This window comes from Dyadobacter sp. CY356 (assembly GCF_021440195.1).
Classification (GTDB): domain Bacteria; phylum Bacteroidota; class Bacteroidia; order Cytophagales; family Spirosomataceae; genus Dyadobacter.
On the sequence record NZ_JAJTSZ010000002.1, the window covers coordinates 447,669 to 471,070 of the forward strand.

22 protein-coding genes are annotated in these 23,402 nt (G+C 40.4%); 7 read left to right on the forward strand and 15 right to left on the reverse strand.

Annotated elements, in window-relative coordinates; translation table 11 throughout:
* Positions 1 to 7 precede the first annotated feature (7 nt).
* Positions 8 to 637, forward strand: coding sequence for a gluconate 2-dehydrogenase subunit 3 family protein (locus LXL81_RS08130; protein WP_234646228.1), 630 nt, complete (start codon positions 8 to 10; stop codon positions 635 to 637).
* A gap of 79 nt (positions 638 to 716) precedes the next feature.
* Here the strand turns inward: LXL81_RS08130 and LXL81_RS08135 are convergent, their stop codons facing one another.
* The 5 genes from LXL81_RS08135 to folP form a co-directional block, all read right to left on the reverse strand.
* Positions 717 to 2,330 (reverse strand): ABC-F family ATP-binding cassette domain-containing protein, encoded by a 1,614-nt coding sequence (locus LXL81_RS08135; protein ID WP_234646229.1) that lies wholly within the window; start codon positions 2,328 to 2,330, stop codon positions 717 to 719.
* Positions 2,331 to 2,495: 165 nt separating this feature from the next.
* Positions 2,496 to 3,764: a WD40 repeat domain-containing protein gene (locus LXL81_RS08140; RefSeq protein WP_234646230.1), complete on the reverse strand. Its 1,269-nt coding sequence runs from the start codon at positions 3,762 to 3,764 to the stop codon at positions 2,496 to 2,498.
* A gap of 302 nt (positions 3,765 to 4,066) precedes the next feature.
* Complete coding sequence (rpsT, locus tag LXL81_RS08145) at positions 4,067 to 4,330, reverse strand: 30S ribosomal protein S20 (protein ID WP_234646231.1); 264 nt, start codon at positions 4,328 to 4,330, stop codon at positions 4,067 to 4,069.
* Between the two features lie 106 nt (positions 4,331 to 4,436).
* The gene (gene cdaA, locus LXL81_RS08150; RefSeq protein WP_234646232.1) at positions 4,437 to 5,240 is read right to left on the reverse strand and encodes a diadenylate cyclase CdaA; all 804 of its coding nucleotides are present in this window, start codon (positions 5,238 to 5,240) and stop codon (positions 4,437 to 4,439) included.
* Positions 5,241 to 5,264: 24 nt separating this feature from the next.
* Positions 5,265 to 6,128: a dihydropteroate synthase gene (gene folP / locus LXL81_RS08155; protein WP_234646233.1), complete on the reverse strand. Its 864-nt coding sequence runs from the start codon at positions 6,126 to 6,128 to the stop codon at positions 5,265 to 5,267.
* Between the two features lie 170 nt (positions 6,129 to 6,298).
* Between folP and LXL81_RS08160 the strand changes: the two genes are divergently transcribed.
* The 3 genes from LXL81_RS08160 (at position 6,299) to LXL81_RS08170 (ending at position 8,559) form a co-directional block, all read left to right on the forward strand.
* Positions 6,299 to 6,844 carry a DUF1599 domain-containing protein gene (locus tag LXL81_RS08160; RefSeq protein WP_234646234.1) on the forward strand — a complete coding sequence of 182 codons (546 nt, stop codon included), beginning with the start codon at positions 6,299 to 6,301 and terminating at the stop codon, positions 6,842 to 6,844.
* Positions 6,845 to 6,883: 39 nt separating this feature from the next.
* Complete coding sequence (locus LXL81_RS08165) at positions 6,884 to 7,978, forward strand: BT_3928 family protein (RefSeq protein ID WP_234646235.1); 1,095 nt, start codon at positions 6,884 to 6,886, stop codon at positions 7,976 to 7,978.
* 77 nt (positions 7,979 to 8,055) lie between these two features.
* Complete coding sequence (locus LXL81_RS08170) at positions 8,056 to 8,559, forward strand: shikimate kinase (RefSeq protein WP_234646236.1); 504 nt, start codon at positions 8,056 to 8,058, stop codon at positions 8,557 to 8,559.
* A gap of 53 nt (positions 8,560 to 8,612) precedes the next feature.
* Here LXL81_RS08170 and LXL81_RS08175 read toward each other — a convergent pair whose 3' ends face one another.
* Both LXL81_RS08175 and LXL81_RS08180 read right to left on the reverse strand, forming a co-directional pair.
* Positions 8,613 to 10,157, reverse strand: a complete 1,545-nt coding sequence (locus LXL81_RS08175; RefSeq protein WP_234646237.1) for a hypothetical protein — start codon at positions 10,155 to 10,157, stop codon at positions 8,613 to 8,615.
* A 117-nt stretch (positions 10,158 to 10,274) separates the two neighbouring features.
* The gene (locus LXL81_RS08180) at positions 10,275 to 11,603 is read right to left on the reverse strand and encodes a hypothetical protein (RefSeq protein ID WP_234646238.1); all 1,329 of its coding nucleotides are present in this window, start codon (positions 11,601 to 11,603) and stop codon (positions 10,275 to 10,277) included.
* A 190-nt stretch (positions 11,604 to 11,793) separates the two neighbouring features.
* Between LXL81_RS08180 and proS the strand changes: the two genes are divergently transcribed.
* Entirely contained in the window at positions 11,794 to 13,269 is a 1,476-nt protein-coding gene (proS, locus tag LXL81_RS08185; RefSeq protein WP_234646239.1) for a proline--tRNA ligase, read from the forward strand.
* 63 nt (positions 13,270 to 13,332) lie between these two features.
* Positions 13,333 to 13,764 (forward strand): peptidylprolyl isomerase, encoded by a 432-nt coding sequence (locus LXL81_RS08190; protein WP_234646240.1) that lies wholly within the window; start codon positions 13,333 to 13,335, stop codon positions 13,762 to 13,764.
* Between the two features lie 70 nt (positions 13,765 to 13,834).
* Here the strand turns inward: LXL81_RS08190 and LXL81_RS08195 are convergent, their stop codons facing one another.
* Both LXL81_RS08195 and dprA read right to left on the reverse strand, forming a co-directional pair.
* On the reverse strand, positions 13,835 to 14,464 hold the full coding sequence (locus LXL81_RS08195; RefSeq protein WP_234646241.1) for a helix-turn-helix domain-containing protein: 630 nt from the start codon (positions 14,462 to 14,464) through the stop codon (positions 13,835 to 13,837).
* Between the two features lie 3 nt (positions 14,465 to 14,467).
* A complete protein-coding gene (gene dprA / locus LXL81_RS08200; RefSeq protein ID WP_234646242.1) occupies positions 14,468 to 15,607 on the reverse strand; it encodes a DNA-processing protein DprA in 1,140 nt (379 codons plus the stop codon).
* A gap of 146 nt (positions 15,608 to 15,753) precedes the next feature.
* Between dprA and LXL81_RS08205 the strand changes: the two genes are divergently transcribed.
* On the forward strand, positions 15,754 to 17,580 hold the full coding sequence (locus LXL81_RS08205) for an alpha-amylase family glycosyl hydrolase (protein WP_234646243.1): 1,827 nt from the start codon (positions 15,754 to 15,756) through the stop codon (positions 17,578 to 17,580).
* Between the two features lie 57 nt (positions 17,581 to 17,637).
* On the opposite strand, the gene lepB (LXL81_RS08210) is transcribed toward LXL81_RS08205, so the two are convergent.
* The 6 genes from lepB (LXL81_RS08210) to LXL81_RS08235 all read right to left on the reverse strand — a co-directional run bounded on the left by lepB (LXL81_RS08210) (position 17,638) and on the right by LXL81_RS08235 (position 23,395).
* A complete protein-coding gene (gene lepB / locus LXL81_RS08210) occupies positions 17,638 to 18,822 on the reverse strand; it encodes a signal peptidase I (protein ID WP_234646244.1) in 1,185 nt (394 codons plus the stop codon).
* 170 nt (positions 18,823 to 18,992) lie between these two features.
* Positions 18,993 to 20,120, reverse strand: a complete 1,128-nt coding sequence (gene lepB, locus LXL81_RS08215; protein WP_234646245.1) for a signal peptidase I — start codon at positions 20,118 to 20,120, stop codon at positions 18,993 to 18,995.
* Between the two features lie 35 nt (positions 20,121 to 20,155).
* A complete protein-coding gene (dapB, locus tag LXL81_RS08220; RefSeq protein WP_234646246.1) occupies positions 20,156 to 20,869 on the reverse strand; it encodes a 4-hydroxy-tetrahydrodipicolinate reductase in 714 nt (237 codons plus the stop codon).
* Between the two features lie 40 nt (positions 20,870 to 20,909).
* Positions 20,910 to 21,641, reverse strand: a complete 732-nt coding sequence (locus LXL81_RS08225; RefSeq protein WP_234646247.1) for a DUF5683 domain-containing protein — start codon at positions 21,639 to 21,641, stop codon at positions 20,910 to 20,912.
* The gene (locus LXL81_RS08230; protein ID WP_234646248.1) at positions 21,638 to 22,564 is read right to left on the reverse strand and encodes a ParB/RepB/Spo0J family partition protein; all 927 of its coding nucleotides are present in this window, start codon (positions 22,562 to 22,564) and stop codon (positions 21,638 to 21,640) included. Before LXL81_RS08230 ends, LXL81_RS08225 begins: the two co-directional genes overlap by 4 nt.
* A 33-nt stretch (positions 22,565 to 22,597) precedes the next feature.
* Entirely contained in the window at positions 22,598 to 23,395 is a 798-nt protein-coding gene (locus LXL81_RS08235) for a ParA family protein (RefSeq protein WP_137341955.1), read from the reverse strand.
* Positions 23,396 to 23,402 lie beyond the last annotated feature (7 nt).

The following is a 23,402-nucleotide window of genomic DNA, read 5'->3' on the forward strand; positions in this document are numbered from 1 at the left end:
TATAAAAATGAAACGCAGAGAATCATTGAAAGCCTTAACGCTTAGTTCACTTGGCTTTGCCGCACTGAATCCTCAGGAAGCATTGGCAGAAGCGAGAGAAGTTGAAGCAGCATTACCTCCGGAAGTACCACTCAAAATACCGGGAGGTCGCCAGAAGGAGGAAGCCATCCGTGATGCACAATTGATGAAAGAGAAATTTTTCACGGCACCGGAATTGGCTACGATAAAAGTATTGGCTGATATTATAATCCCTGCCGATGCAAAATCAGGCAGTGCATCTGATGCGGGTGTGCCAGCATTCATTGAATTTATCGTAAAAGATATGCCGCAGCACCAGACGCCCATGCGCGGTGGACTGGCATGGATTGACCTGGAAGCAAACAAGCGTTTTAAGAAAATTTTTACGCTTTGCACAAAAGCCCAGCAAATTCAGATTGTGGATGATATTGCATATCCCGAAAAAGCAAAGCCTGTTTTCAGCCAGGGTGTTGCTTTTTTCAATCTTATGCGTAATTTAACAGCCTCAGGTTTTTATACGACCAGAATTGGTGTGGATGACATTGGTTACGCAGGAAACACACCAAATATATGGGCCGGGCCGCCGGAAGATGTATTAAAACAATACGGATTTGCCTAGAAAGTGGAATTTATAGGGGTAAATGAAAAAGGTCATCAGTTTTCGCTGATGACCTTTTTCTTATGTGAATTGTATTCTATCAATATAAGGCGTTGCGCTGTGCTTTTACAGTTTCGTCTTTCAGGAAGTCATCATAAGGCATTAACTTATCAAGTATTCCTTTTGGCCCGATTTCAATGATGCGGTTTGCGATTGTGTGTACAAACTGGTGATCATGAGAATAGAACAACAAACAGCCTGAGAAATCAATCAGGCCATTGTTCAAGGCAGTGATCGATTCAAGGTCAAGGTGGTTGGTCGGATCGTCCATGATCAACGCATTTGAACCTGAAAGCATCGTGCGTGATAACATACAACGAACTTTTTCACCTCCTGAAAGTACCTTCGCCTTTTTAAGTGATTCTTCTCCGGAGAAAAGCATACGACCTAAAAATCCACGGATAAAACTTTCATCCTTCTCCTCAGAATACTGACGAAGCCAGTCAACCAGATTCAAATCTACATCAAAGAAAGATGTCGGATCTTTTGTGAAATATGACTTGGTAATAGTAACACCCCAGTTGAATGTGCCCTTATCAGCTTTGGCTTCATTATTTAGAATATCAAATAAAGCACTGATGGACAAAGTATTACGACTAACAAAAGCAATTTTATCACCTTTGTTTACATTGAAACTCATATTGTTAAACAATGTAATACCGTCCTCCGTCTTTTTCGATAATCCCTCAACATTCAGGATCTGATCCCCTACTTCACGTTCAGATTTGAAAGCGATGTATGGATATTTACGTGACGATGGTTTGATGTCATCAATCGTCAGTTTTTCCAGTAACTTCTGACGGGAAGTTGCCTGTTTGGATTTCGATGCATTTGCACTGAAACGGCGGATAAATTCTTCAAGTTCTTTACGCTTGTCTTCTGATTTTTTATTCTGATCCTGGCGTTGTTTCATAGCCAGTTGGCTCGATTCGTACCAGAATGAATAATTACCTGAGAACATTTGTACTTTACTAAAATCAATATCAACAATATGCGTACAAACCTCATCCAGAAAGTGCCTGTCGTGCGATACAACAATTACCGTATTTTTGAAATCTGCAAGGAAATTTTCGAGCCATAAAACCATTTCAACGTCAAGGTTGTTGGTTGGCTCATCTAATAAAAGAACATCCGGATTCCCGAAAAGTGCCTGGGCAAGTAGTACGCGAACTTTTAAGTTTACGTTCAAATCTCCCATCAGGATATTATGGGAATCTTCGCCGATACCTAAACCACTCAACAATTGAGCCGCTTCTGTCTCAGCTTCCCAGCCATTCAAATCTGCAAATTCAGCTTCAAGATCTGCTGCCTTTTCACCATCAGCATCTGTGAAGTCTTCTTTTTCATAGATAGCTTCACGCTCTTTCATGATTTTATACAGACGCTCATGTCCCAAAATCACCGTCTCCATCGCTGTATAAGCATCAAATTCAAACTGATCCTGTTTTAGGAAAGTCATCCGTTCACCAGGATTCATGCTTACCAAACCTGTCTGAGCTTCGATTTCGCCAGAAAGAATTTTTAAAAATGTTGATTTACCTGCTCCATTCGCCCCAATAATACCATAACAGTTTCCAGGTACAAACTTTATATTTACTTCATCAAACAACACCCTTTTGCCGTACCGCAAGGATACGTTCTGAACCGTAATCATCTTAAAACTGATTTTTATTTATGAAAGTGCAAAAATACAAAATTCAGAGGGATTTTTAAGCCTCTTTTCAACAGAAACCAAAAGGTTACAAAGGTTTCTTAACATAACAAACAGACGAGGCCGATTAAAAACCGGCCTCGTCTGTTTCAATCTATATGGATAAAATCAAGGAATCACACGTAGCGTATGAGCTCCTTTTCCAACACTGATTTTAGCAACCTGTTTTTTCAACGCCGGAGCATCACCTTTCGTTACCGTCCAGAATTCTACGCCACCCGTTCCGTTACCATATTCCTGATATTCATAAACTGAAACGGCAAGGTTAGATCCGTCTTTGTCAAAAGCAACACTTGCCGGATAAATTCCTTCAAAGGGGTAATCAACCACTTTTGTTAGCGCACCATTTGCCAATTTGAAAAGAGAAAGAGAACTTCCCGTAGCAGAACCAGCTTCCGACCATGGTAAACCGCTTTTACCAGAACTTACAGATACGATCGAAGATCCGTCCGGGCTAATTGCAAAAGAAGCCGTGTTCACACCAACCGGTGCTTTACCGGCAATTTTATGTTCTGTTGAACCATCCATAGAAAAATCAACCACGAACAATTCTCCTTCACCCGTTCCTTTACCAGCAGGAGCTTTTGAATCCAGAACGAAATAATGTTTTCCATCTGGTGAGAATTTGCCCAGTGTCGCTTCTGTTCCTACTTTAACCGGCTTACCTACCAATTCAACATTTTTCAATTTTCCTGCTTCCCGAAGCACTTTATACAAACCAACTTCATGACTTTTCAAAGTAAAAGCTATGAAGTCACCCGATGGATGCCATGAGATATCAATAATTTTATTTGTTGAATCCTGACCAAATGGCAAATTCAGAAATCTTGCAGGTTTTCCATCCGGAGCAGATTCAATAAAAACCAATTCCTTGCCCGACTGCATGGTTGAAATGATCAACTCATTTTTATTGATATCAATGGATGTAGGATATTTTCCTACTGCAAAACCAAATTTTGCTTTTGGTGCCGCAAGATTTGCGATATCAACTACGTACAATTTTTCGCCGCCCGGAAATTCAGCGGCAGCATCCTTATACTCTGCCACGCCATCGTCCGGGCGCAGGCGGTTTTCAAGCACATAGGCCAATCCTCCTGTCGCCGGAACTGCAATTGTTTTTGCCGATCCAAGCAACGAATTTGATACCAGGGCAGTACCTACGGATTTGCTTCCTCTCTCTACCGGAAATTTAATTGATGTTAAAACGTCTTTTGCTGTGTTGTCTCTTAATAGCTTCCCATCAACAAGCGCCGAGGCCGACATATCCGCATCAGAAACAACCACAAGGCCACGCGCGTTAAAATTAACAGGCGATTGAGCAGCAGCAGGAAAAATCCCCAAGGCTACAAAACCGGCAAATAATACGACTTTTTTCATAGAAAAAGAATGGTTTAAATAATTGAATTTTTTAAATAACCGGAATTCGGCTAACCGTAATATAAACGTCAGATTAACTAAAAACAGGCTTTAAATGTTTTTTATAAGATTGCAATATATGATAAAAAACATTTAATGTACAAAATTTACTCTTGCTTGAAAGACCGTTTTGCATGAATTATTGGTAATCGTCGCCATATGACAGATTAATTCAAATAATTCTAAAATACATAATACAACAGGTCCAAAACAGAAAGCCCCGATAGTAAAACTATCAGGGCAAAAATCATAGTAAAAGCTGCTTACGCTGCTACCGCCAATGAATTAACTAACTTAGCTAATTTTGATTTTTGGTTAGACGCTTTTTTCTTATGGATAATGTTTTTCTTTGCAAGACGATCCAACATAGAAGCAACTGTTTTGAAAACATCTACTGCAACAGTTTTATCAGTCGTTTCTCTCAATTTCTTGATATAAGAACGAGTAGTTTTGTGTTGGTAGCGGTTACGCAAACGCTTCGTTTCGTTGGCACGAATTCTTTTTAATGCTGATTTATGATTTGCCATTTTATAATATTGATATTTTTCAATTCTTGGAATCGGTCTGCAAAAATAGGTATATGATATTAAAAACGCAAATAATCTCGTGGATATTTATGGATATATGTAAGGTTTACTTGACAAGACGCTGTACATCTGAAGATAAATACTCTGCCAAACGATTTTCAAGCTCGGCCAAAGGAATATTCCCCAGCAACTCCCCTTCTACGGCAAGTGATATTTTTCCGGTCTGTTCTGAGATCACAATCACCACAGCATCAGTCGCTTCACTCATCCCCATGGCTGCTCTGTGACGAAACCCTAATGATGATGGCACATCCACCCCATCAGCTACGGGCAATACGCAACGCGCAGCTTTCAGCCGGCCGTCAACGATAACAACGGCTCCGTCATGTAATTCACTATATTGATTAAAAAGAGAAACAATCAGTGGTTTGGAAACGCGCGCATCCAGTAATTCGCCGGTTTCGATAAATTTACCAAGATCATCCCTTTTGTTTAAAACGATAAGCGCACCATTAAAATTAGAAGCAATGGTTTTGCTGGCATCTACGATTTCTTTAAGATTCTTGTTTTTCAGATCAAGAACCGTACTTCCCAGTATTTTTTTAAGAAACTCATTATTGGTGTAAATCGTAGATTTTCCTATGATCAGTAAAAACCGGCGTATTTCCTGTTGGAAAATAACAATAAGGGCCACCGCTCCTACGCCCATGAAATATTGTAAAATGGCAGTAAGCAGACCCAAACCCAAGCCCTTAACGACCAGGTAAAATACATAGACAAACAAATATCCCAAAAATACCCTGCTCGCTATACTGCCCCGGACGAGAAAATAAATCTGATAAAGAAGTATCGATACCAGAAAAACATCCAGAATATCAGTCCAGTTTACATTCAAAAAACCAACACGCATAAGAACCCCAATATTATTTAGCGACTAAATTACTATTTTTTCCTTCACTCCACTAGTGGCTACCCATAGTTTTACGGCTTCAACGGCAGGTTTAACATCATGAACCCGTATAATGGATGTTCCCTGTTGAAGCGCAGTGGTATTTAAAACGGTTGTGCCAGTTAAGGCTTCGCTTGCCGAAATATTCAATGTGTTGTAAATCATACCTTTTCTCGAAATTCCCACCAAAAGAGGACAGCCCAGTTCATGAAATTCTGAAAGATTTTTCATCAGTTCAAAATTTTGTGCAGTCGTCTTTGCAAAACCAAATCCGGGATCTATGATGATATCAGAAACTCCTAACTGACGCAATTTTATGACCTTCTCTCCCAGTTCCTTTAAAATATCCGGTATCAGAAAATCATAACTGGTAAGCGAACTCATGGTTTGCGGCGTTCCCCGCATATGCATTAGTATGTATGGTACGCCAAGTTCTGCAACAATGTCAAACATTTTATCATCCAGTGTTCCACCGGCAACATCATTAATAATATGTGCACCGCTTAAAACTGACTGCCTTGCCACTTCTGAACGAAAGGTATCAATAGAAATTATAAGATCAGGGAAATTCTTATTAAGCGCCTCGATAACCGGCAAAACCCTTTCTGCTTCTTCATGCACACTTATTTCCTTAGCACCGGGCCGTGTAGAATATCCACCGACATCGATAAAACTGGCCCCATCGTTCTGCATACTTTCTGCACGTTCCATTACTTCATCCAGAGAAGCCATTCGACTGTCCGAATAGAATGAATCGGGAGTAATATTTAAAATACCCATGACATGCGGCACCGAAAGATCCAGCAAGTGCCCCTTAATTTTGATCGTTTTTTTACTAACTTGCGTCATAAAATAGCTGACATTGGAGATTACGAGGCGTGATTTAAATGATGCCAGAGCATCATAACGCGCTTCATTTTTTCAAGAACAAATTTTGAATTACAAAAGTATTCTTAAAAGATCGTTTTCAGTTGTTAAACATTTTTGACAGTTCATTAAGCCAAACATATTAAGTACGCGTGAAATCGACCGAAGCGGAATATCAGGAAATCATTCAGTATTGCCAAGATCTTTTTACAAAGAAAAATAAAGATTACGGAACTTCATGGCGCATCCTGCGCATTCCTTCTATAACAGACCAGATTTTTATCAAGGCACAAAGAATCCGGACCATTCAGGAGAAAGGTATCCAGAAAGTTAATGATGACATTTCAGACGAGTTTATCGGCATTATCAACTACTGTGTTATGGCTTTGATCCAGATTGAGCTTGGTAATAATAAAAGTGATATAGGTGCTGACGTGCTGACCGCGTTATACAACGATCAGGTTGAAGCTGTGAAAGAATTGCTGTTTAATAAAAATCATGATTACGGCGAGGCCTGGAGAGATATGCGGGTAAGCTCTATGACCGATATTATTTTGATGAAACTGCTTCGCATCAAACAAATTGAAGATAATGAAGGATTTACATTGGTATCCGAAGGTGTTAAATCGGGATATCAGGATATGATAAACTACTCCGTTTTTTGTCTGATCAAGTCAAATTCACTGCATACAAATTAATCAAAATTAAGAATTACGGCTGCCTAACAAGTACTTAAAATGAAAATTCTTGCCCATATTTCCAAGATCATAGTAGGGTTATTGTTTATTTTTTCAGGTTTGATAAAATTGAATGACCCGGTTGGGACGCAATATAAGCTTGAAGAATATTTTGAGGTTTTCGCCACCGACTTTTCCCATTTTCAACATTTTTTTGAGGCACTGATTCCTTTTGCACTTTATTTTTCCGTATTTCTTTGTGCGGCAGAAGTTGTTTTAGGAATAGCGCTTTTGGTAAGTTATAAGCCAAAAACAATTTCCTGGCTGCTGTTAATTATCATCGTTTTCTTTACGTTTCTGACGTTTTATTCTGCCTATTTTAATAAAGTTACCGATTGCGGATGTTTTGGTGCGGCAATTAAACTTACTCCGTGGACCTCGTTTGGGAAAGATATTTTCCTTTTGGTATTAATTCTTATTATCCTTTACAAAAGAAAGATTTTCAAATCTCAGCCGACGGGTTTTATTGTGGCTCTTTCTACGATGGCCTCTCTGGGTATAGCGGTATATTCGATCAGACATTTGCCGATTTTTGACTTGCTTGCCTACCGCGTCGGTGCAAGCATTCCCGCGCAAATGAAGCCATCGGAGCCGCTCAGGTATAAATACATTTTTACCAAAGGGGGAAAAGATCAGGAATTTGAACAGTATCCGACAGACACCACTTTGGTATTCAAGGATATGATCGTTTTGAATGAAGATGCCAAACCGAAAATCACAGATTACAGGGTGTGGAATGATGAAGGTGATTTTACAGAACAAACCTTCAAAGGCAAAAAGCTATTTTTAATTATTAAAAACTTAACTGATATCAACACAGCGGCATTTCCTGATATACAGAAACTGGTAAGTGGTATCAAGAAAAAAGGCGTTGAACCGATTGTTCTGACCTCAGCGAGTAGTGCTGAAATCACTGAATTTCTTACTGCACACCAACTGGCAATGCCCTTCTATTATGTTGATGCAACTGTACTGAAAACAATTTCACGTTCGAATCCGGGATTGTGGCTTTTGAAAGACGGAATTGTAAAAGGTAAATGGCATTATAACGATACGCCGACGGAAGAGGAAGTTTTGGAAGATCTGGCGAAATAGCACTGAAACTTTTAATATTCCGGATTTACTCTACTCTTTTATCCTTTAACTTATCGTTGCTCTTTCCATAAGTATACATGAAAAATATCTTTCTAATCGGACTCCCATCATCTGGAAAGTCTACTTTGGGAAAAAAACTGGCCCGTCTTCTCGACTATCGTTTTGTTGACATGGACAAGCTGATTGAAAAAGATCAGAAAATGACTATTCCCGAAATATTCGCCCAAAAAGGAGAAGATTATTTCAGAGAAATAGAAAGCTGTATATTGAAAAATACGATCGAAAACAGAAAAGTCGTCATAGCTACCGGCGGCGGCGCACCATGTTTTTTCGACAATATGGATTTTATTAAAAAGTCTGGAATCAGTGTTTTCCTGGATGTTCATCACGTTGAACTGGCAAAACGCATTCAAAATCATGGAAAGGATGATCGTCCCCTGTTATCAGGTGCAACGTCACTTGAATTGGAGCTTGAAAAAAAATATCAGCAAAGATTTCCCTATTATTCCAGGGCGGATTTTACTTTAAGCGGCGACACAGACGCTTCAAAACTTGCAGCAATTGTTAAGCCATTATTATAACAAAAGAGCGAAAATCTTACTAATCTTCGCCCTTTTGTTATAAATTAATTTTATTAGAAAAATGTACCTACTGTCAACACTACATTGGTTGTGTTGTTATTGATCTTTGCAGATGCGTAATCCTGAGAATTATTCAGTACATAAGGCGTATAAACTGATTTAAACGTGTTGTAGGTTCCTGAAATGTCAGCAAAGAACCGGTCATGACGCACCCCAACACCTGCCGACAATAACAATTTGTCTCTGTTGATACCATCAGATTGAATCTTGTAAGGATCAGATAAATAAGCAAGTCCTAATCTTCCTCTGAATATTCCTGACCGGTACTCACCTCCCAGGCGTGCGTTAATTCCTGCTTTGTAAGTATCCTGAATCTCCTGCTTATAGTCATCCTTGAATGCTTTGTTGTCCGCATCAGATAAATACTTCGTTCTTACTCCCATTCCACCGTAACCGACGTATTCCAATGAACCCGTTATAAAACCACTCTGATTGATAAAAACAGTAGCTCCTACCGAGCCACGGAACGGGCTTGTTATCGAATATTCAAAATCATTTGGAGCCTGTGGAATAGTTAGCAGGCTTGGACCTACATCCACGCCCTGATCATTCCTAATTGAACCTACGATATAATCTGCACTTGTGCTTTGATTAAAAGTTTCTCTGATTTTTGTAAACGTTGGAGATGTCAGCGATCCTCCCAATTGGAATATAGGGTTGAGCTTGTATATAACACCAAAGGTTGCGTTAATTCCATTGCCGGATACGGTCAAATCTTCGCTCTGTACGGCTCCTCTGAAAATAGTTCCGGTCGTATATCTTTCGGTCAGCGTATGAATGTAATCATACTTAACTCTGTTAAAACCGATAGATCCTCCGACATATAACTTGTCGTTATAATTACCGGCGTAGGTAAAATTCCATTGCGTCTGAGCACCCTTCGAATCAAATTCTCCAAGTTGCTGCGTTGGACTATTTGCATCATAACGATTGTAAGGTCCACCGGTCGCGGTTGTAGGATTGATCAAAAATAATTGATAATAGGCCGCAGCTTCTGAATATGCCAGGTTTGCATCGGCATCATAATCATTGCCCAGCGCAGTGATCGTTGGATTAGTACTGTTTACGTTTTCAAGTACTTTATTCACGTAAGCACTCCTGTTGTTTAAACCGGAATAACTAAATCTGTTTTGAAAGGATTGCTGACGGGAATATGATATGCCCAAAGAAGAGCTTTTCCATCTTCTCTGATAACCTGGCTTATTTGTTATGACGAGAGATGCATTGGAAAGATTGAAATTAGATTTTCCATCGGTTCTTGTAGTTCCGATATAATCAGATTTTGTATTGTAATTGGATAAAGACGGACTGATGCTAAATTCAGATCTTGTATAAAATCCTAATCCTGCCGGGTTTCCACTGATCGAACTTGCATCTCCTCCAAGCGCTGCATGATTCCCTCCCAATCCCTGAAAGCGGGCAGTTCCCGTCTGGTTGATCTCTGAGTATCGAAAGGCATCAGAAGCATATTGTGCAAATGTTGGAATGGATAGCGTTAAACTGCATAAAAGTCCAATCCATCTTACTGATTTTGTCATGGCTGGTGTAAAGTTTTTGATAATTGAATATACTGGTTACTAAACGAAGACCCTGCAAAATTATGACATTTTGCAGGGTCAATTTATAAATTAAGCTATAAAAATCATTCCAGTTTATCAGCGTGGACCTCTTGATCCGCCACCGCCGCCACGTGAACCTCCGCCGCCACCGCCTCCGCTAGGAGCACTGTAACTTGGGGCACTGTAAGTTCTTGCAGGAGCACTGTAATTATTGCTGTTGCTTCTTGACGGTGCACTGTAATTATCATAACTTCTGGTTGGAGCCTGATAACTTTGTGTACTACGTGCAGGAGCAGAATAATTAGACTGACTTCTTTGCAAGTTATAAGAATCTGAGCTTCTTGTTCCCGAAGATGAACGAGGTGTATAAGAATTCAAATTACCGTCCGAAGTGTAATTGCTTCCCGAAGAAGTTCTTGGACGTGAGTAATAAGTATTTCCATCACTTGCTGTATTTCCCGATCTTGAATATCCGCTGCTGCTTCTTGCATTAGAGTTTCCGGCTGTGCCGTCAACAGCTGTTCTTGTATTGCCAGAACCACCACGGCTGTTTGCTCTTGGAGAAGCGTAATATGTATCTCCCGAGGACGAATTACCGGATGATCTCAAATTACGACCAGAAGAATTATCAGCTGATCTTGGTGTATTTACAAAGCTGGAATTATAACGCTCACTGCTTCGTGGACTTCCACCAGATTCCCGGGCTCCATAAGTACGTGAGAACGCTCTTCTGTCATTTAAACTATTAACAACAATCACTGGACTGCTGTATGCCCATGGACTGTAATAGCCTCCGTATCCGCCATAACCATATCCTCCGTAACCACCATACATACTTCCGTAATATGGATCATAACCATATGGACTGTATCCGTAAGGGCTGTATCCATACATACCGCTTCCATAACCATATGGTGAAAAGCCATATCCAGAATAACCCATACCAAAACCTGAGAATGGACTAATACCGAACATACTTCCGAATCCAATGCTTAAACCAAGTCCTCCCATTCCCATTCCGCTCATGAAATTACCTGGATAATATGATCCAAAACCGTTGTTCATTCCATATCCAGTATTATAAGGATTAGAAAAACGTGTGGCCTGGTTGTATCCATCCGTGAAACCGGCGTTATACCCTACATCGCTTGAAACATTGCGTTGAATGCCCCTGGCTGATATGTATGAATCATCATAATAATCGCCGTTCGAAGCTACGTCATCGGCTTGCGTATCCACATAATCCGGATTGCTTGAACGTGACATATTCTGTTCGGAACGACTGTTTTTTGTAACAACTCCTGTATTTAGATTTCCTCCGTAAAGGTCATCATATCCACCTCCCGATTTCGATGCATATTGACTACTGGTACATCCTCCAGCTCCCAACAGCAACATCAGGGAAAGATATTTTAAATTATTCATGCTCCCCATGGCTCTAGTTGTTTATAATTTTGTCTACTATACTTTTTAAATTTTCGTACCAGACTATAATAAAACATCATTAGTATGACATTAATTCCAAAGTTAACATAAAAAACTATCTTTGCAACTTCATTAAAAAGCGAAGTGACAGCACGTCATACTCCTTTCCATTATATAATATTTTCTTAGAATGAGTAAAGCCTTACCAACCCGCAGTGAAAATTACTCCGAATGGTACAATGAACTGGTAAAAAGAGCCGATTTGGCGGAAACTTCTGCTGTGAGAGGCTGTATGGTGATCAAACCTTATGGCTATTCTATCTGGGAAAAAATGCAGCGCGCATTGGATGATATGTTTAAAGAAACAGGCCATCAGAATGCTTATTTCCCTTTATTTATCCCAAAATCATATCTGAGCAAGGAAGCTTCACACGTTGAAGGTTTTGCAAAAGAATGTGCAGTAGTGACGCATTATAGATTAAAAGCTGACCCCAATGGCAATGGTGTGATTGTGGATCCGGAAGCAAAACTGGAAGAAGAACTGATCGTTCGGCCAACCTCGGAAACTGTTATATGGAGCACTTACAAAAACTGGATTCAGTCATATCGCGACCTTCCTTTGCTGATCAATCAGTGGGCAAATGTGGTGCGTTGGGAAATGCGTACCCGATTATTTTTAAGAACTACTGAATTTCTGTGGCAGGAAGGCCACACAGCCCATTCAACCTCTGCGGAAGCAGTAGCGGAAACGAAGCAGATGCTCGAAATCTATGCCCAGTTTGCAGAAGAATGGATGGCATTACCGGTTGTAAAAGGAGTGAAAACAGCAAACGAAAGATTTGCGGGCGCTGTGGATACTTATTGCATCGAAGCTTTGATGCAGGATGGTAAAGCTTTGCAGGCTGGAACGTCACATTTTCTGGGACAGAATTTCGCTACTGCCTTTGACGTGAAATTTCAGGATAAGGAAGGAAAGCTGGAATATGTCTGGGGAACTTCATGGGGCGTTAGTACACGTCTGATGGGTGCACTCATTATGGCTCATTCGGATGACGCAGGTTTGGTGTTGCCTCCAAAGCTGGCTCCTATTCAGGTTGTCATTGTTCCGATTTACAAAAATGAAGAACAGCTGACTTTAATTTCTGACAAAGTTGCACCTATAATAAAAGAACTACGTAAAAAAGGAATAAGCGTTAAGTTTGACAATAATGATGCTTATAAACCGGGTTACAAATTTGCTGAATATGAGCTCAAAGGAGTTCCTGTTCGTCTGGCCATGGGAGCCCGTGATCTGGAAAACAATACAGTAGAAGTAGCTCGTCGTGATACTAAAACGAAAGAAACAGTTTCGCTCGACGGAATAGCTGACTTTATTGCCACTTTGCTGGATAATATTCAGGTTTCAATTTATAATAAAGCGTTTGCTTTCCGTGAAGAAAACACGGTTAAGGTTGATACCTTTGAAGCGTTTAACGAAATACTGGATACCAAAGGTGGCTTCATTTTAGCGCACTGGGACGGGACGTCTGAAACAGAGGAAAAAATTAAAGAGGAAACTAAAGCAACGATACGTTGTGTTCCTTTGGATTCTGTAGAAGAAGAAGGCGTATGCATTTATTCCGGCAAACCTTCCAGCAGAAGAGTTGTTTTTGCAAGAGCGTATTAAAATCCGGCCGTAGGTTCTGGCCGGTATCTAACAATTATTTTTTTACTAATAGATTCTATCATAATGAAACAAGCACAAGCAGGTGATACTGTCCAGGTACACTACACAGGCACTCTTCCGGATGGCCAACTGTTTGATTCCTCAGCAGGTCGTGAGCCGTTGTCTTTTCAACTGGGAAGCGGACAGGTAATCAAAGGCTTTGATGACGGTGTTACCGGCATGGCAGTTGGAGATAAAAAAACGATTCATATTCCAAATTTGGAGGCGTACGGCCCGATCAACGAGGACATGATTGTGAACTTCGAACGCAGCCAGATACCTGCTGACATACCTTTGGAAGTTGGTATAACATTAAATATGCATCAGGACGGCAACGGACAGGTGATACCAGTAATCGTGAAGGAAGTTACTGAGGAATTTGTAATTCTTGATGCCAACCATCCTTTGGCTGGTCAGGATCTGATTTTTGAATTAGAACTTGTAGGTATCGAATAAAATATCGTTTTTTAAAAGAACCGGCCCGGATCATAATGGTCCAGGCCGGTTCTTCTATTTTTATCACAAATCACTCGACCCATTTGAGGCTGAAAATTTCTGGTTTGCCTTTTTGTAATTTTAATAATACCTGTTTCTCTGCAAGATCATTTAACAGACGTTCCGCTCTTTTCTCTGAAATGTTAATGATACGCGAAAATACCTTCGCAGTGACCGAATCATATTCTTTCAAATACTGAATAAGTGATCGAACATGTCGGGATTCGAGCAACGTTTTTGTATCAAAATCACTTTGACCTTCTATAAACAACCGCAAAGTTGGAACGCTCTTATCTTTAACCCGAACATAAATCATCCGCTGACCTTTTTCATTGATGGCGTAATGCGGTCTTTCCTGACTCTCATCTATTTCCACCCGAAGTAAAATCCGGTTATCCAGTTTTTCAGATTTAAATCTGATCGATAATGCTTTATCTACTAATTCGGTACATGCCCTTTCCAATTTTTCCAGCTCACCAAGTTCTGAGGTTATTCCCAAAACCTCCCGGTTATCCGCCACACCAATCAGCAAAACTCCGCCGGACGTATTGGCAAACGACGCCAGCGTTTTTGCAATTTTAAATGGATTGTCAATCGTTCTTTTAAACTCGACCGTCAACCCCTCACCCTGCTTTATTAATTGTATTGTGCTTTTAATCATGCGTTAAATTAAACCATATTTTTTACCTGGCAGCGACCTCACCATTCCCTGAAATTCAAGATTAAGTAATAAGGTTGCCAATTTGTTTAAATGCAAACCACTTTGCCACGACAATTCATCCACCTGCATATATCCCTGTCTTTTCAAAAGAGACAGAATCTGGCCTTCATCCTGCGTGAATCCGTCAAAGATAAATGTCGATTCATTCTTCTCCTCTTTACCTGCAACATCCAAAGTGGCCACTTTGTTCTGCAAATTCCATCCAATTGAATCGGCCATGTCCTGAATTGATACAAAAATGCACGCTTTGTTATCCCTGATCAACTGATTGCAACCTTCCGATTGGGGATTGGAAATATTTCCTGGTACTGCAAAGACTTCCCGGTGATAGTTTTGAGCGAAATCTACCGTAATTAAACTTCCACCTTTTTTTGCTGATTCCACAACAATGGTGACATCGCTCAATCCGGCAATGATCCGGTTTCTAGCCGGGAAGCGCATAAAATCTGGTTTGGTTGCCAATGCATTTTCTGTAACCAATCCGCCATTTTCCATCATCTCAGAAGCTGTTTTTTGATGCACAGCCGGATAAATTAGGTTCAAACCACTGGCCATGACACCGATCGTGGCCAGATCGTTTTTCAAACTTGCCCTATGCGCTGTAATATCCACTCCATAAGCAAGCCCGCTTATTACAAGCGGATTATAGGGAATGAGGTCTTTTATGATATTTTCAGTAACACTTTTTCCATATTCGGTTACCTGTCTGGTTCCGACAATACCAACGGTCCTGAAACTGTTATAATCAAAGTTGCCTTTGGAATACAATACTACCGGTGCATCATAAAGTGATTTAAGGCGGTTTGGATAAGTGCTGTCTGAGAAGAAGTGAAGTTGCGCTCCACTTTTAATACAATTTTGCCACTCCTTTTCCGCTTCCGCCAGCCCATCCTTTTTCAGGATCGACCGCGCAACTTTCTCTCCTATTCCCGGAATTTTGATTAGCTTTTTATAGTCGGAGCTGAATACTTTTTCTGCGCTCCCGCAGTAACTTATGAGTTGGCGAATGGTAACAGAGCCGATTCCGGGCGTATTGACCAAAGCAAGCGTACAAAGCTTTTCACTTTCGGGGTTTTCAGACATAAAAAAATAGAGTGTGTTGTGAGCCTGCAAATTAAAAAAATATGATTCAAATTCTTCTCTTTGGAGGCGAATTCTTCTCTTCGTATAGTGTTGGCACAAAATTTGCTTTCCTTATAAAAACAATAAAACATAATCCCAACTCCTTTATGGAAAATATAAATACGGAAGACACCGCAACATTACAACATTTCGAAGGCATGGGTGCTATTTGTCACCCCGAAGGCGTTCATTACAGAGTTTGGGCGCCACATGCTGAAAGCGTAGCAGTAGTTGGCACCTTCAATGACTGGAATGAGGAATCACATATAATGCAGTCCGAGGAAAACGGAAACTGGAGTCTATTAGTTGAAAGTTCAAAAGAAGGGGATGAATATAAATTTGCTATCAAGACACCAAATGGTGTTTTGATGCGAAATGACCCTTATGCGTTAAAAGTTACAAATTCAGCCGGAAATGGTATCGTTTACAGCCATTCTTCTTTCGACTGGCAGGATTCCGATTTTCAGATGCCAAGCTGGAATGAAGTGGTTATATATGAACTTCACATTGGTACTTTTAACGTTACAGAAGAAAATCACGTCGGCAATTTTTATACTGCCATTGAGAGACTGGATTATCTTCAGGGACTCGGTATAAATGCAATTGAGGTTATGCCAAGTTCTGAATTTCCGGGCGATCGTTCTTGGGGTTATAATCCATCCAATCCTTTTGCCATAGAATCGGACTACGGCGGACCAGAGGGTTTAAAAGCCTTCGTAAAAGCTGCTCACGAACGTGGGATTGCTGTAATTCTGGATGTTGTTTATAATCACTTCGGACCATCTGATCTTGATCTTTGGCAATTTGATGGCTGGTCAGAAAATGGCACCGGCGGTATTTATTTTTATAATGACTGGAAATCAGAAACTCCATGGGGTGGAACCCGACCTGATTTTGGTCGTGGTGAAGTAAGACAATATATTCACGACAACGCCTTAATGTGGCTTCGTGATTATAAAATTGACGGGCTCAGAATGGATATGGTTGTCTATATCAGAAATGTGAAGGCAGACGGTAACCCTGGAAATGATATCCAGGAAGGGATCTCATTGATGCAATGGATCAATAAAGATATTAATGAACAATTTCCAAACAAGATCACGATTGCGGAAGATATGCACTCGCTTGACTTTGTGACGAATACTGTGGAAAATGGCGGTATGGGTTATGGTTCACAGTGGGATGCAGAATTTGTGCATTCAGTTCGCGATGCTATCATCACGGCTAACGACCAGGACAGAGACATTCCAGCGGTGGTCAGGTCCATCACAAGCAAGTATAATACCGATTCATTCCAGCGTATTATCTATACAGAATCTCACGATGAAGTTGCGAACGGACAAGCCCGGGTTGCAGCAGAAATAGCTTTTGATGGTAACGTTAACAACTGGTATTCAAAAAAACGCGCAGCACTTGGCGTTGCACTTGTAATGACTTCGCCGGGGATTCCAATGATTTTCCAGGGTCAGCCACTGTTGGAAGACAAATGGTTTTCTGACAGCGATCCGATAGACTGGACAAGGCTTGAAAAGTTTGCAGGATTTGCCAGTCTGCACAGGGACTTGATCCACTTGCGCAGAAACTGGTTTGGAGTAACGGAAGGTTTGCAAGGCCAGGATGTTCAAATCCTGCGTTCAGATAATGATAAGAAAGTGATTGTGATGCACCGTTATAAAAATGGCGGACCAAAGGACAGCGTTGTTGTCGTTCTTAATTTTTCAACGGAAACGTTTGACGATTACAAAGTTGGTTTCCCAAGGGAAGGTTCATGGAAACTTCGTTTTAACAGCGACAAAGGCGATTACGATCCCGATTTTTCAAACCTTGGTGTTTTTGACGTTGAGACCATGCAGGGTGAATTCGACGGAATGCAACAATATGTTTCATTGCAGATTCCACCATATACGGCGCTTATTTATTCTCAGGAAGAATAAGATACCGCAGATTTCCGGATTAAATAAGATAAGGCTTTCTACGTGGAAAGCCTTATTTTATTTAATGACTCTGAACAAACGGGACCAGCGGATTTTATTTAAAAAACCCGCCGGATCCGGATCAATAGACATCCATACAAATACCGCTTTTCCTACAATATGATCTTTTGGAACCAGTCCCCAATATCTTGAATCTGCCGAATTATGACGGTTATCGCCCATCATAAAATAATAGTCTTGTTTAAAAGTATAGCCATCAATTTGCTTTCCTTGCTGAAAGATCTTACCATCTTTTAAAACGACATTTTCATTGCCTTCATAATTTTGTATTACCGCTCCATAAAAAGCATTATTTTCCGGTGTTAGTTTTACTGTCATTCCTTTTTTCGGAATAATAACAGGACCGTAATTGTCCTTATTCCAATTAAGCCTATCCGAATCTGGATAAATAAAAGATTCCCGCATTGCATTTGGCAGTACCATCATATCCATGTGTTTGACAAAGTCCAAACCTTTTAGTTTCAATGCAGTTTCTGATGTAGTTTTTATCATATATCCGAACTCATCATTGGATATCAGAGTATCATTATAAGTTTCCGTGTACGGCGAAAATTCAGTTATGCCGTTCTTTTTAAATATGTTAGTTTCATTAACCGGCGTTGTAACGGCCATAAAATAATCGTTCTGCATTTCGGGCGGGTTAACACTTTTGTTACCATTCACAAATAACTGACCATTTTTGATCTCAAAACGATCACCGGCTTCGGCTACACACCTTTTGATATAATTTGTCCTTAAATCGATTGGATATGGTTTCAGATTTGGTAGCACTGCCTCGTAATTTTTATAAAGATTGGGATGCTCTACCGGGAGATTAAACACAACGACGTCGCCTCTTTTAACCTCCGAAAAACCGGGTAAACGGAATTGGGGCAATGCAATCCAATCCAGAAAAGAAGGAATTTCGGTATTCCATATTTTCTGATGCGTCAAAGCCATTTGCAGTGGCGTGACGGGAGTGCGTGTACCATAATGCAACTTGCTCACAAACAGATAATCACCAACCAGCAGTGTATGTTCCATAGACGAAGATGGAATCACAAAGGCTTCGAAAAAGAACCAGCGGATTAGTGCAGCAACGACGACTGCAAATAAAATGGAATCAAACCATTCACGAATGGCTGATTTTTTCCTGATCGTTTTTGGAGGGTTTAGTAATTCTTGCGGTTCAGATTTGATCATGGCTAATAAATTTATGGCCACAATATACCGCTAATTCATAATAACAAACAAACAATTATATATAATTTTTCTATATATTATATTAATGAATTACATTAAATTGAAAAAGGGAAAGAAATGGCTGCTGTCCCATTTCTTTCCCTTTCAAATAATTAAAAAATTACTATGACTTAGTTAATAATCCTGAACAATCTGCTCCAACGTATTTTACCAAAAAAGCTTGTTGGTGCAGGATCAATAGACATCCATACGAAAACTGCTTTTCCTACAATGTGATCTTTTGGCACAAAACCCCAGTAACGTGAATCTGCTGAATTGTGACGGTTATCTCCCATCATAAAATAATAATCCTGACCAAAAGTGTAGCTGGTTATCACTTTGCCATCCACTTTAATTGTATTTTCAGTAATTTCAACTTTATCATTTCCTTCGTAGCTTTTGATTACGGTACCGTACAAAGCCACATTTTCCGGTGTTAACTGTACTGTCATTCCTTTTGCAGGAATTGTAATCGGACCATAATTATCACGGTTCCATTTAAACAAAGGAGAATTCGGGTATAACATTGGCTCGCTGATCTCTTTCGAAGCCTTAACCACTGTTACACCTTTTACGAAATCATACTGTTTCAATTTAGCAGCCAGCTCGACAGTTGTATAAACCAAATATCCAGGCTGATCATTTGTCGCGATGGTATCGTTAAATGTTTCCAGGTATGAATTGTATTCAGAAATACCATTATCTTTAAAAACTTTGGCTTCATTCACGCTTGTGGAAGTTGCCACAAAATACTCATTTTCCATCCTTGGCGGATTTTCAACAGCTTTGCCATTGGCATATACCTGAAGATCGCGAACTTCCAGTTTATCACCAGGAAGTCCCATACATCTTTTGATATAATTCGTTTTTAAATCAACCGGATGCTGTAATTCAGGCGGGTAATTAAACACGACAACATCACCACGTTTCACATCACTAAAACCCGGCAGACGGAATGATGGTAACTGAACCGCATCTGTATAAGAAGGAATATTGGTTCCCCAGATCGTCTGGTGGGTTAATGGAACCTGCAAAGGTGTTTTTGGTGTGCGTGTTCCGTAATGAAGTTTACTGACAAACAAAAAATCACCAACCAAAAGACTGTTCTCCATGGAAGGAGTTGGGATTGTAAAGGCTTCAAAAAACAACCATCGTATCAGCGTCGCAGCAATTACTGCAAAAAGAACAGAGTCAAACCATTCACGTACAGCAGATTTTTTCTTTGAAGAACTAGGGTTATTTCCCTGATTAAAAGCCATGTTTTATTCTAATTGAAAGTTACAGTAATATCATTCTAAATTTTTAACAGGTCGTCCATTCCAAAAACACCCTGTTTGCCAGGCAGCCATTCCGCAGAAATTACCGCACCGAGTGCGAATCCTGCTCTGCTGTGAGCCGTATGCGCAATTTCTATTTTATCAACCTCAGATTCATACCGGATAATATGCGTGCCGGGTACTTCTCCTTCTCTTTCCGCTTTGATCTGAATCAGACCACCTTCATTTTCGGGAGCAAGTGTCCAACCATTAATACTGCTGTCTTCTTCAATAATTCCCTCGGCAAGCGTAATTGCAGTACCGCTTGGTGCATCCAGTTTATGTATATGGTGAATTTCAGTCATAGAAGCCTTGTAACCGTGACCATTCATCAAATGTGCCAAATGGCGGTTTAACCGGAAAAACAAGTTAACGCCAATGCTGTAATTGGAAGCATAGAAGAATGCACCTTTCTCAGATTTGCACAATGCTTCAATTTCTGAGCGGTGTTCCAGCCAACCCGTGGTACCACATACAATTGGCCAGCCTTTTTTCAGGCAATAAGTTATATTTTCATAGGCAGATTCGGGTGCACTGAATTCAATGGCAACATCAACATCCCATTTTCCAAGCTCGTCCATTTCACTGCGATTGCTCAGATCAATTTTTCCAACAATATGATGTCCTCTTTCCAGGGCGATCTTTTCGATCGTTTTCCCCATTTTGCCGTATCCCAGCAACAATATATTCATTATAAAATCTTAATTTTCAATCTATACTTAAACTAAATTCTTATTGTTTTCGCCTGTGCAAGTTAAAAACCAAACTTACACCCGGCGTTGGTAATGTCATATTGGGCTGCTGAATTTTAGGTGCAACTTTCATGCTGATGTCCTCCGACAAGTCAAATGTCTTTAAATGCGCCGCAACGTTTGCTTCAATGATCGAAAGTGCATATAGCGCAACTGTGAATACGATGGCCGTTTCTTTATAACGGCGATAAGTATTTTTTTCACGTTTAACCTGATCAATCGTTAGCAACAATGAATCAACACGTTGTCCATTCAATATACCACCCCGGTAAAAAATGGGTAACCTGGAATCAGAGGTCAGACCGCTTTTGAGTTGCCCATAAGTTGTGCTGGTTTTATCAGACAAATCGTAGAAGCTTTCATAACCTCTCAAAAAATCTTTATAACGCACATTCCAGTAAATAGCTGTCCAGGTTCCTCCGGCAAGCGCTGCATAAACAAGCGGAACCTTCCAGTAATCACGGTTATAAATTTGTCCGGATCCTGGAATTAACGCTGCCAGTTTTGTGGCTTTTCCCGGGTTTGGAATAAATTTCTTTTTTTCAACCGCGATCTGTGGCTTTACAGAATCTCCCTGAATAAAAGCCGTACTGTCAAAAACAACAGTTCTTTCAGGTTTCTTCCGGTCCTTCTCCTCCACCTTTTCTGTCTTCTGGGCACTTACCTTACCGATGATAAGAATAAACATCCCAATCCAAAACCACTTTTTCAAGCTTTATTATCGAATTTCAATGTTTCCAAAATCTTTTTCAATTCATCCTGCGATCCAAAAGGAATCTTGATTTCACCTTTATGATCATCACTGCTTTTTACAGAAACTTTCGCTCCAAAAAAGGAAGATAACTGGAATTGCAATGATTTTATTTCCTGATTTAATGTAACAGGTTTTTTCGTTTCAAAAGATATACTGCTCATCATACCAAGCTTCCGCACTTCTTCCTCTACCTTACGAACTGACCATCCTTCTTCGATAATCTTATTGAAAATCTTCAATTGGATCTGGTCACTGTTGATGGTAATAATCGCTCTTGCATGTCCCATACTGATACGATTGTCACGCAAAGCAGCCTGAATCACCGGCGGTAATTTCAACAGACGGATATAATTATTGACCGTAGTTCTGTTTTTACCAACACGAACGCCAAGCTCTTCCTGTTTAAGATTACACTCTAAAATAAGGCGCTGATAACTCAGGGCAATTTCTATTGAGTTAAGATTTTCCCGCTGGATGTTTTCGATAAGCGCCATTTCCAGCATTTGCTGGTCATTGGCAGTCCGCACGTAGGCAGGAATACGTACCATTCCGAGAGACCTCGAAGCCTGTAAACGTCTTTCCCCTGAGATCAGCTGATACTGATCCTGACCAAGTTGTCTTACCGTTATGGGCTGAATAATACCCTGGACACGGATAGAATCCGCAAGTTCCTGAAGTGCTTCCTGGTCAAATTTCGTCCTTGGCTGATAAGGATTGGCCTCAATCTGATCCAGATCGATTTCATTCATCGAGCCAACCGCATCTGTCGAAGAGGGCCGTGGACTGGGACGCGAAGTATTGCCTTTGTCAGAATCCTGAAGCAACGCCCCAAGACCGCGACCAAGACCGGTCATTTTTTTATTTTTATTGCTTGTTTCCATTCTGCGCTATGATCTCCCCTAAAATACAATGAATCAATTTACTCCCTGATGTGTATCTGTTGAAAGCAATCCGTTTTTGGTAAGAATTTCTCTTGCCAGATTCAGATAACTAATAGCACCTTTACTGTCGGCATCCTGTGCCAGAACCGGAATCCCGTAACTTGGCGATTCGCTTAAACGTATGTTGCGGGGTATGATGGTGTTAAAAACGAGTGATTCGAAGTGACTGGTAACTTCATTAACAACCTGATTTGACAAACGCAAACGCAGGTCATACATGGTTAATAAAATACCTTCAATCGCCAGGTTGGTATTTAAACGGGACTGGATAATTGTAATTGTGTTGAGGAGCTTGCCTAAACCCTCCAATGCAAAATACTCGCACTGAACAGGTACAATCACAGAATCTGCCGCTGTTAAACTATTGATCGTTATTAAACCCAGCGAAGGTGAACAATCAATAATAATGAAATCATAATCATCCTTAACTTCGGCAATGGCATCCTTCATCCGGTGCTCGCGGTTTTTAAGGTTGATCATTTCAATCTCCGCTCCGACCAGGTCAATGTGCGAAGGCAGCAGATTGAGGTTTGGGAAATCTGTTTCCAAAATCACCTCACCCGTCCTCACATCCTCAACCATGCACTCGTAGATACTGTTTTCCATTTCCTGAGGATTAAATCCAAGTCCGGATGTGGAATTTGCCTGCGGATCTGCATCAATAATAAGTGTACGAAACTCTAATGCTGCCAAACTTGCAGCTAAATTAATTGCGGTGGTTGTCTTACCTACTCCGCCTTTTTGGTTTGCAATTGCAATTACTTTGCCCATGAATTTT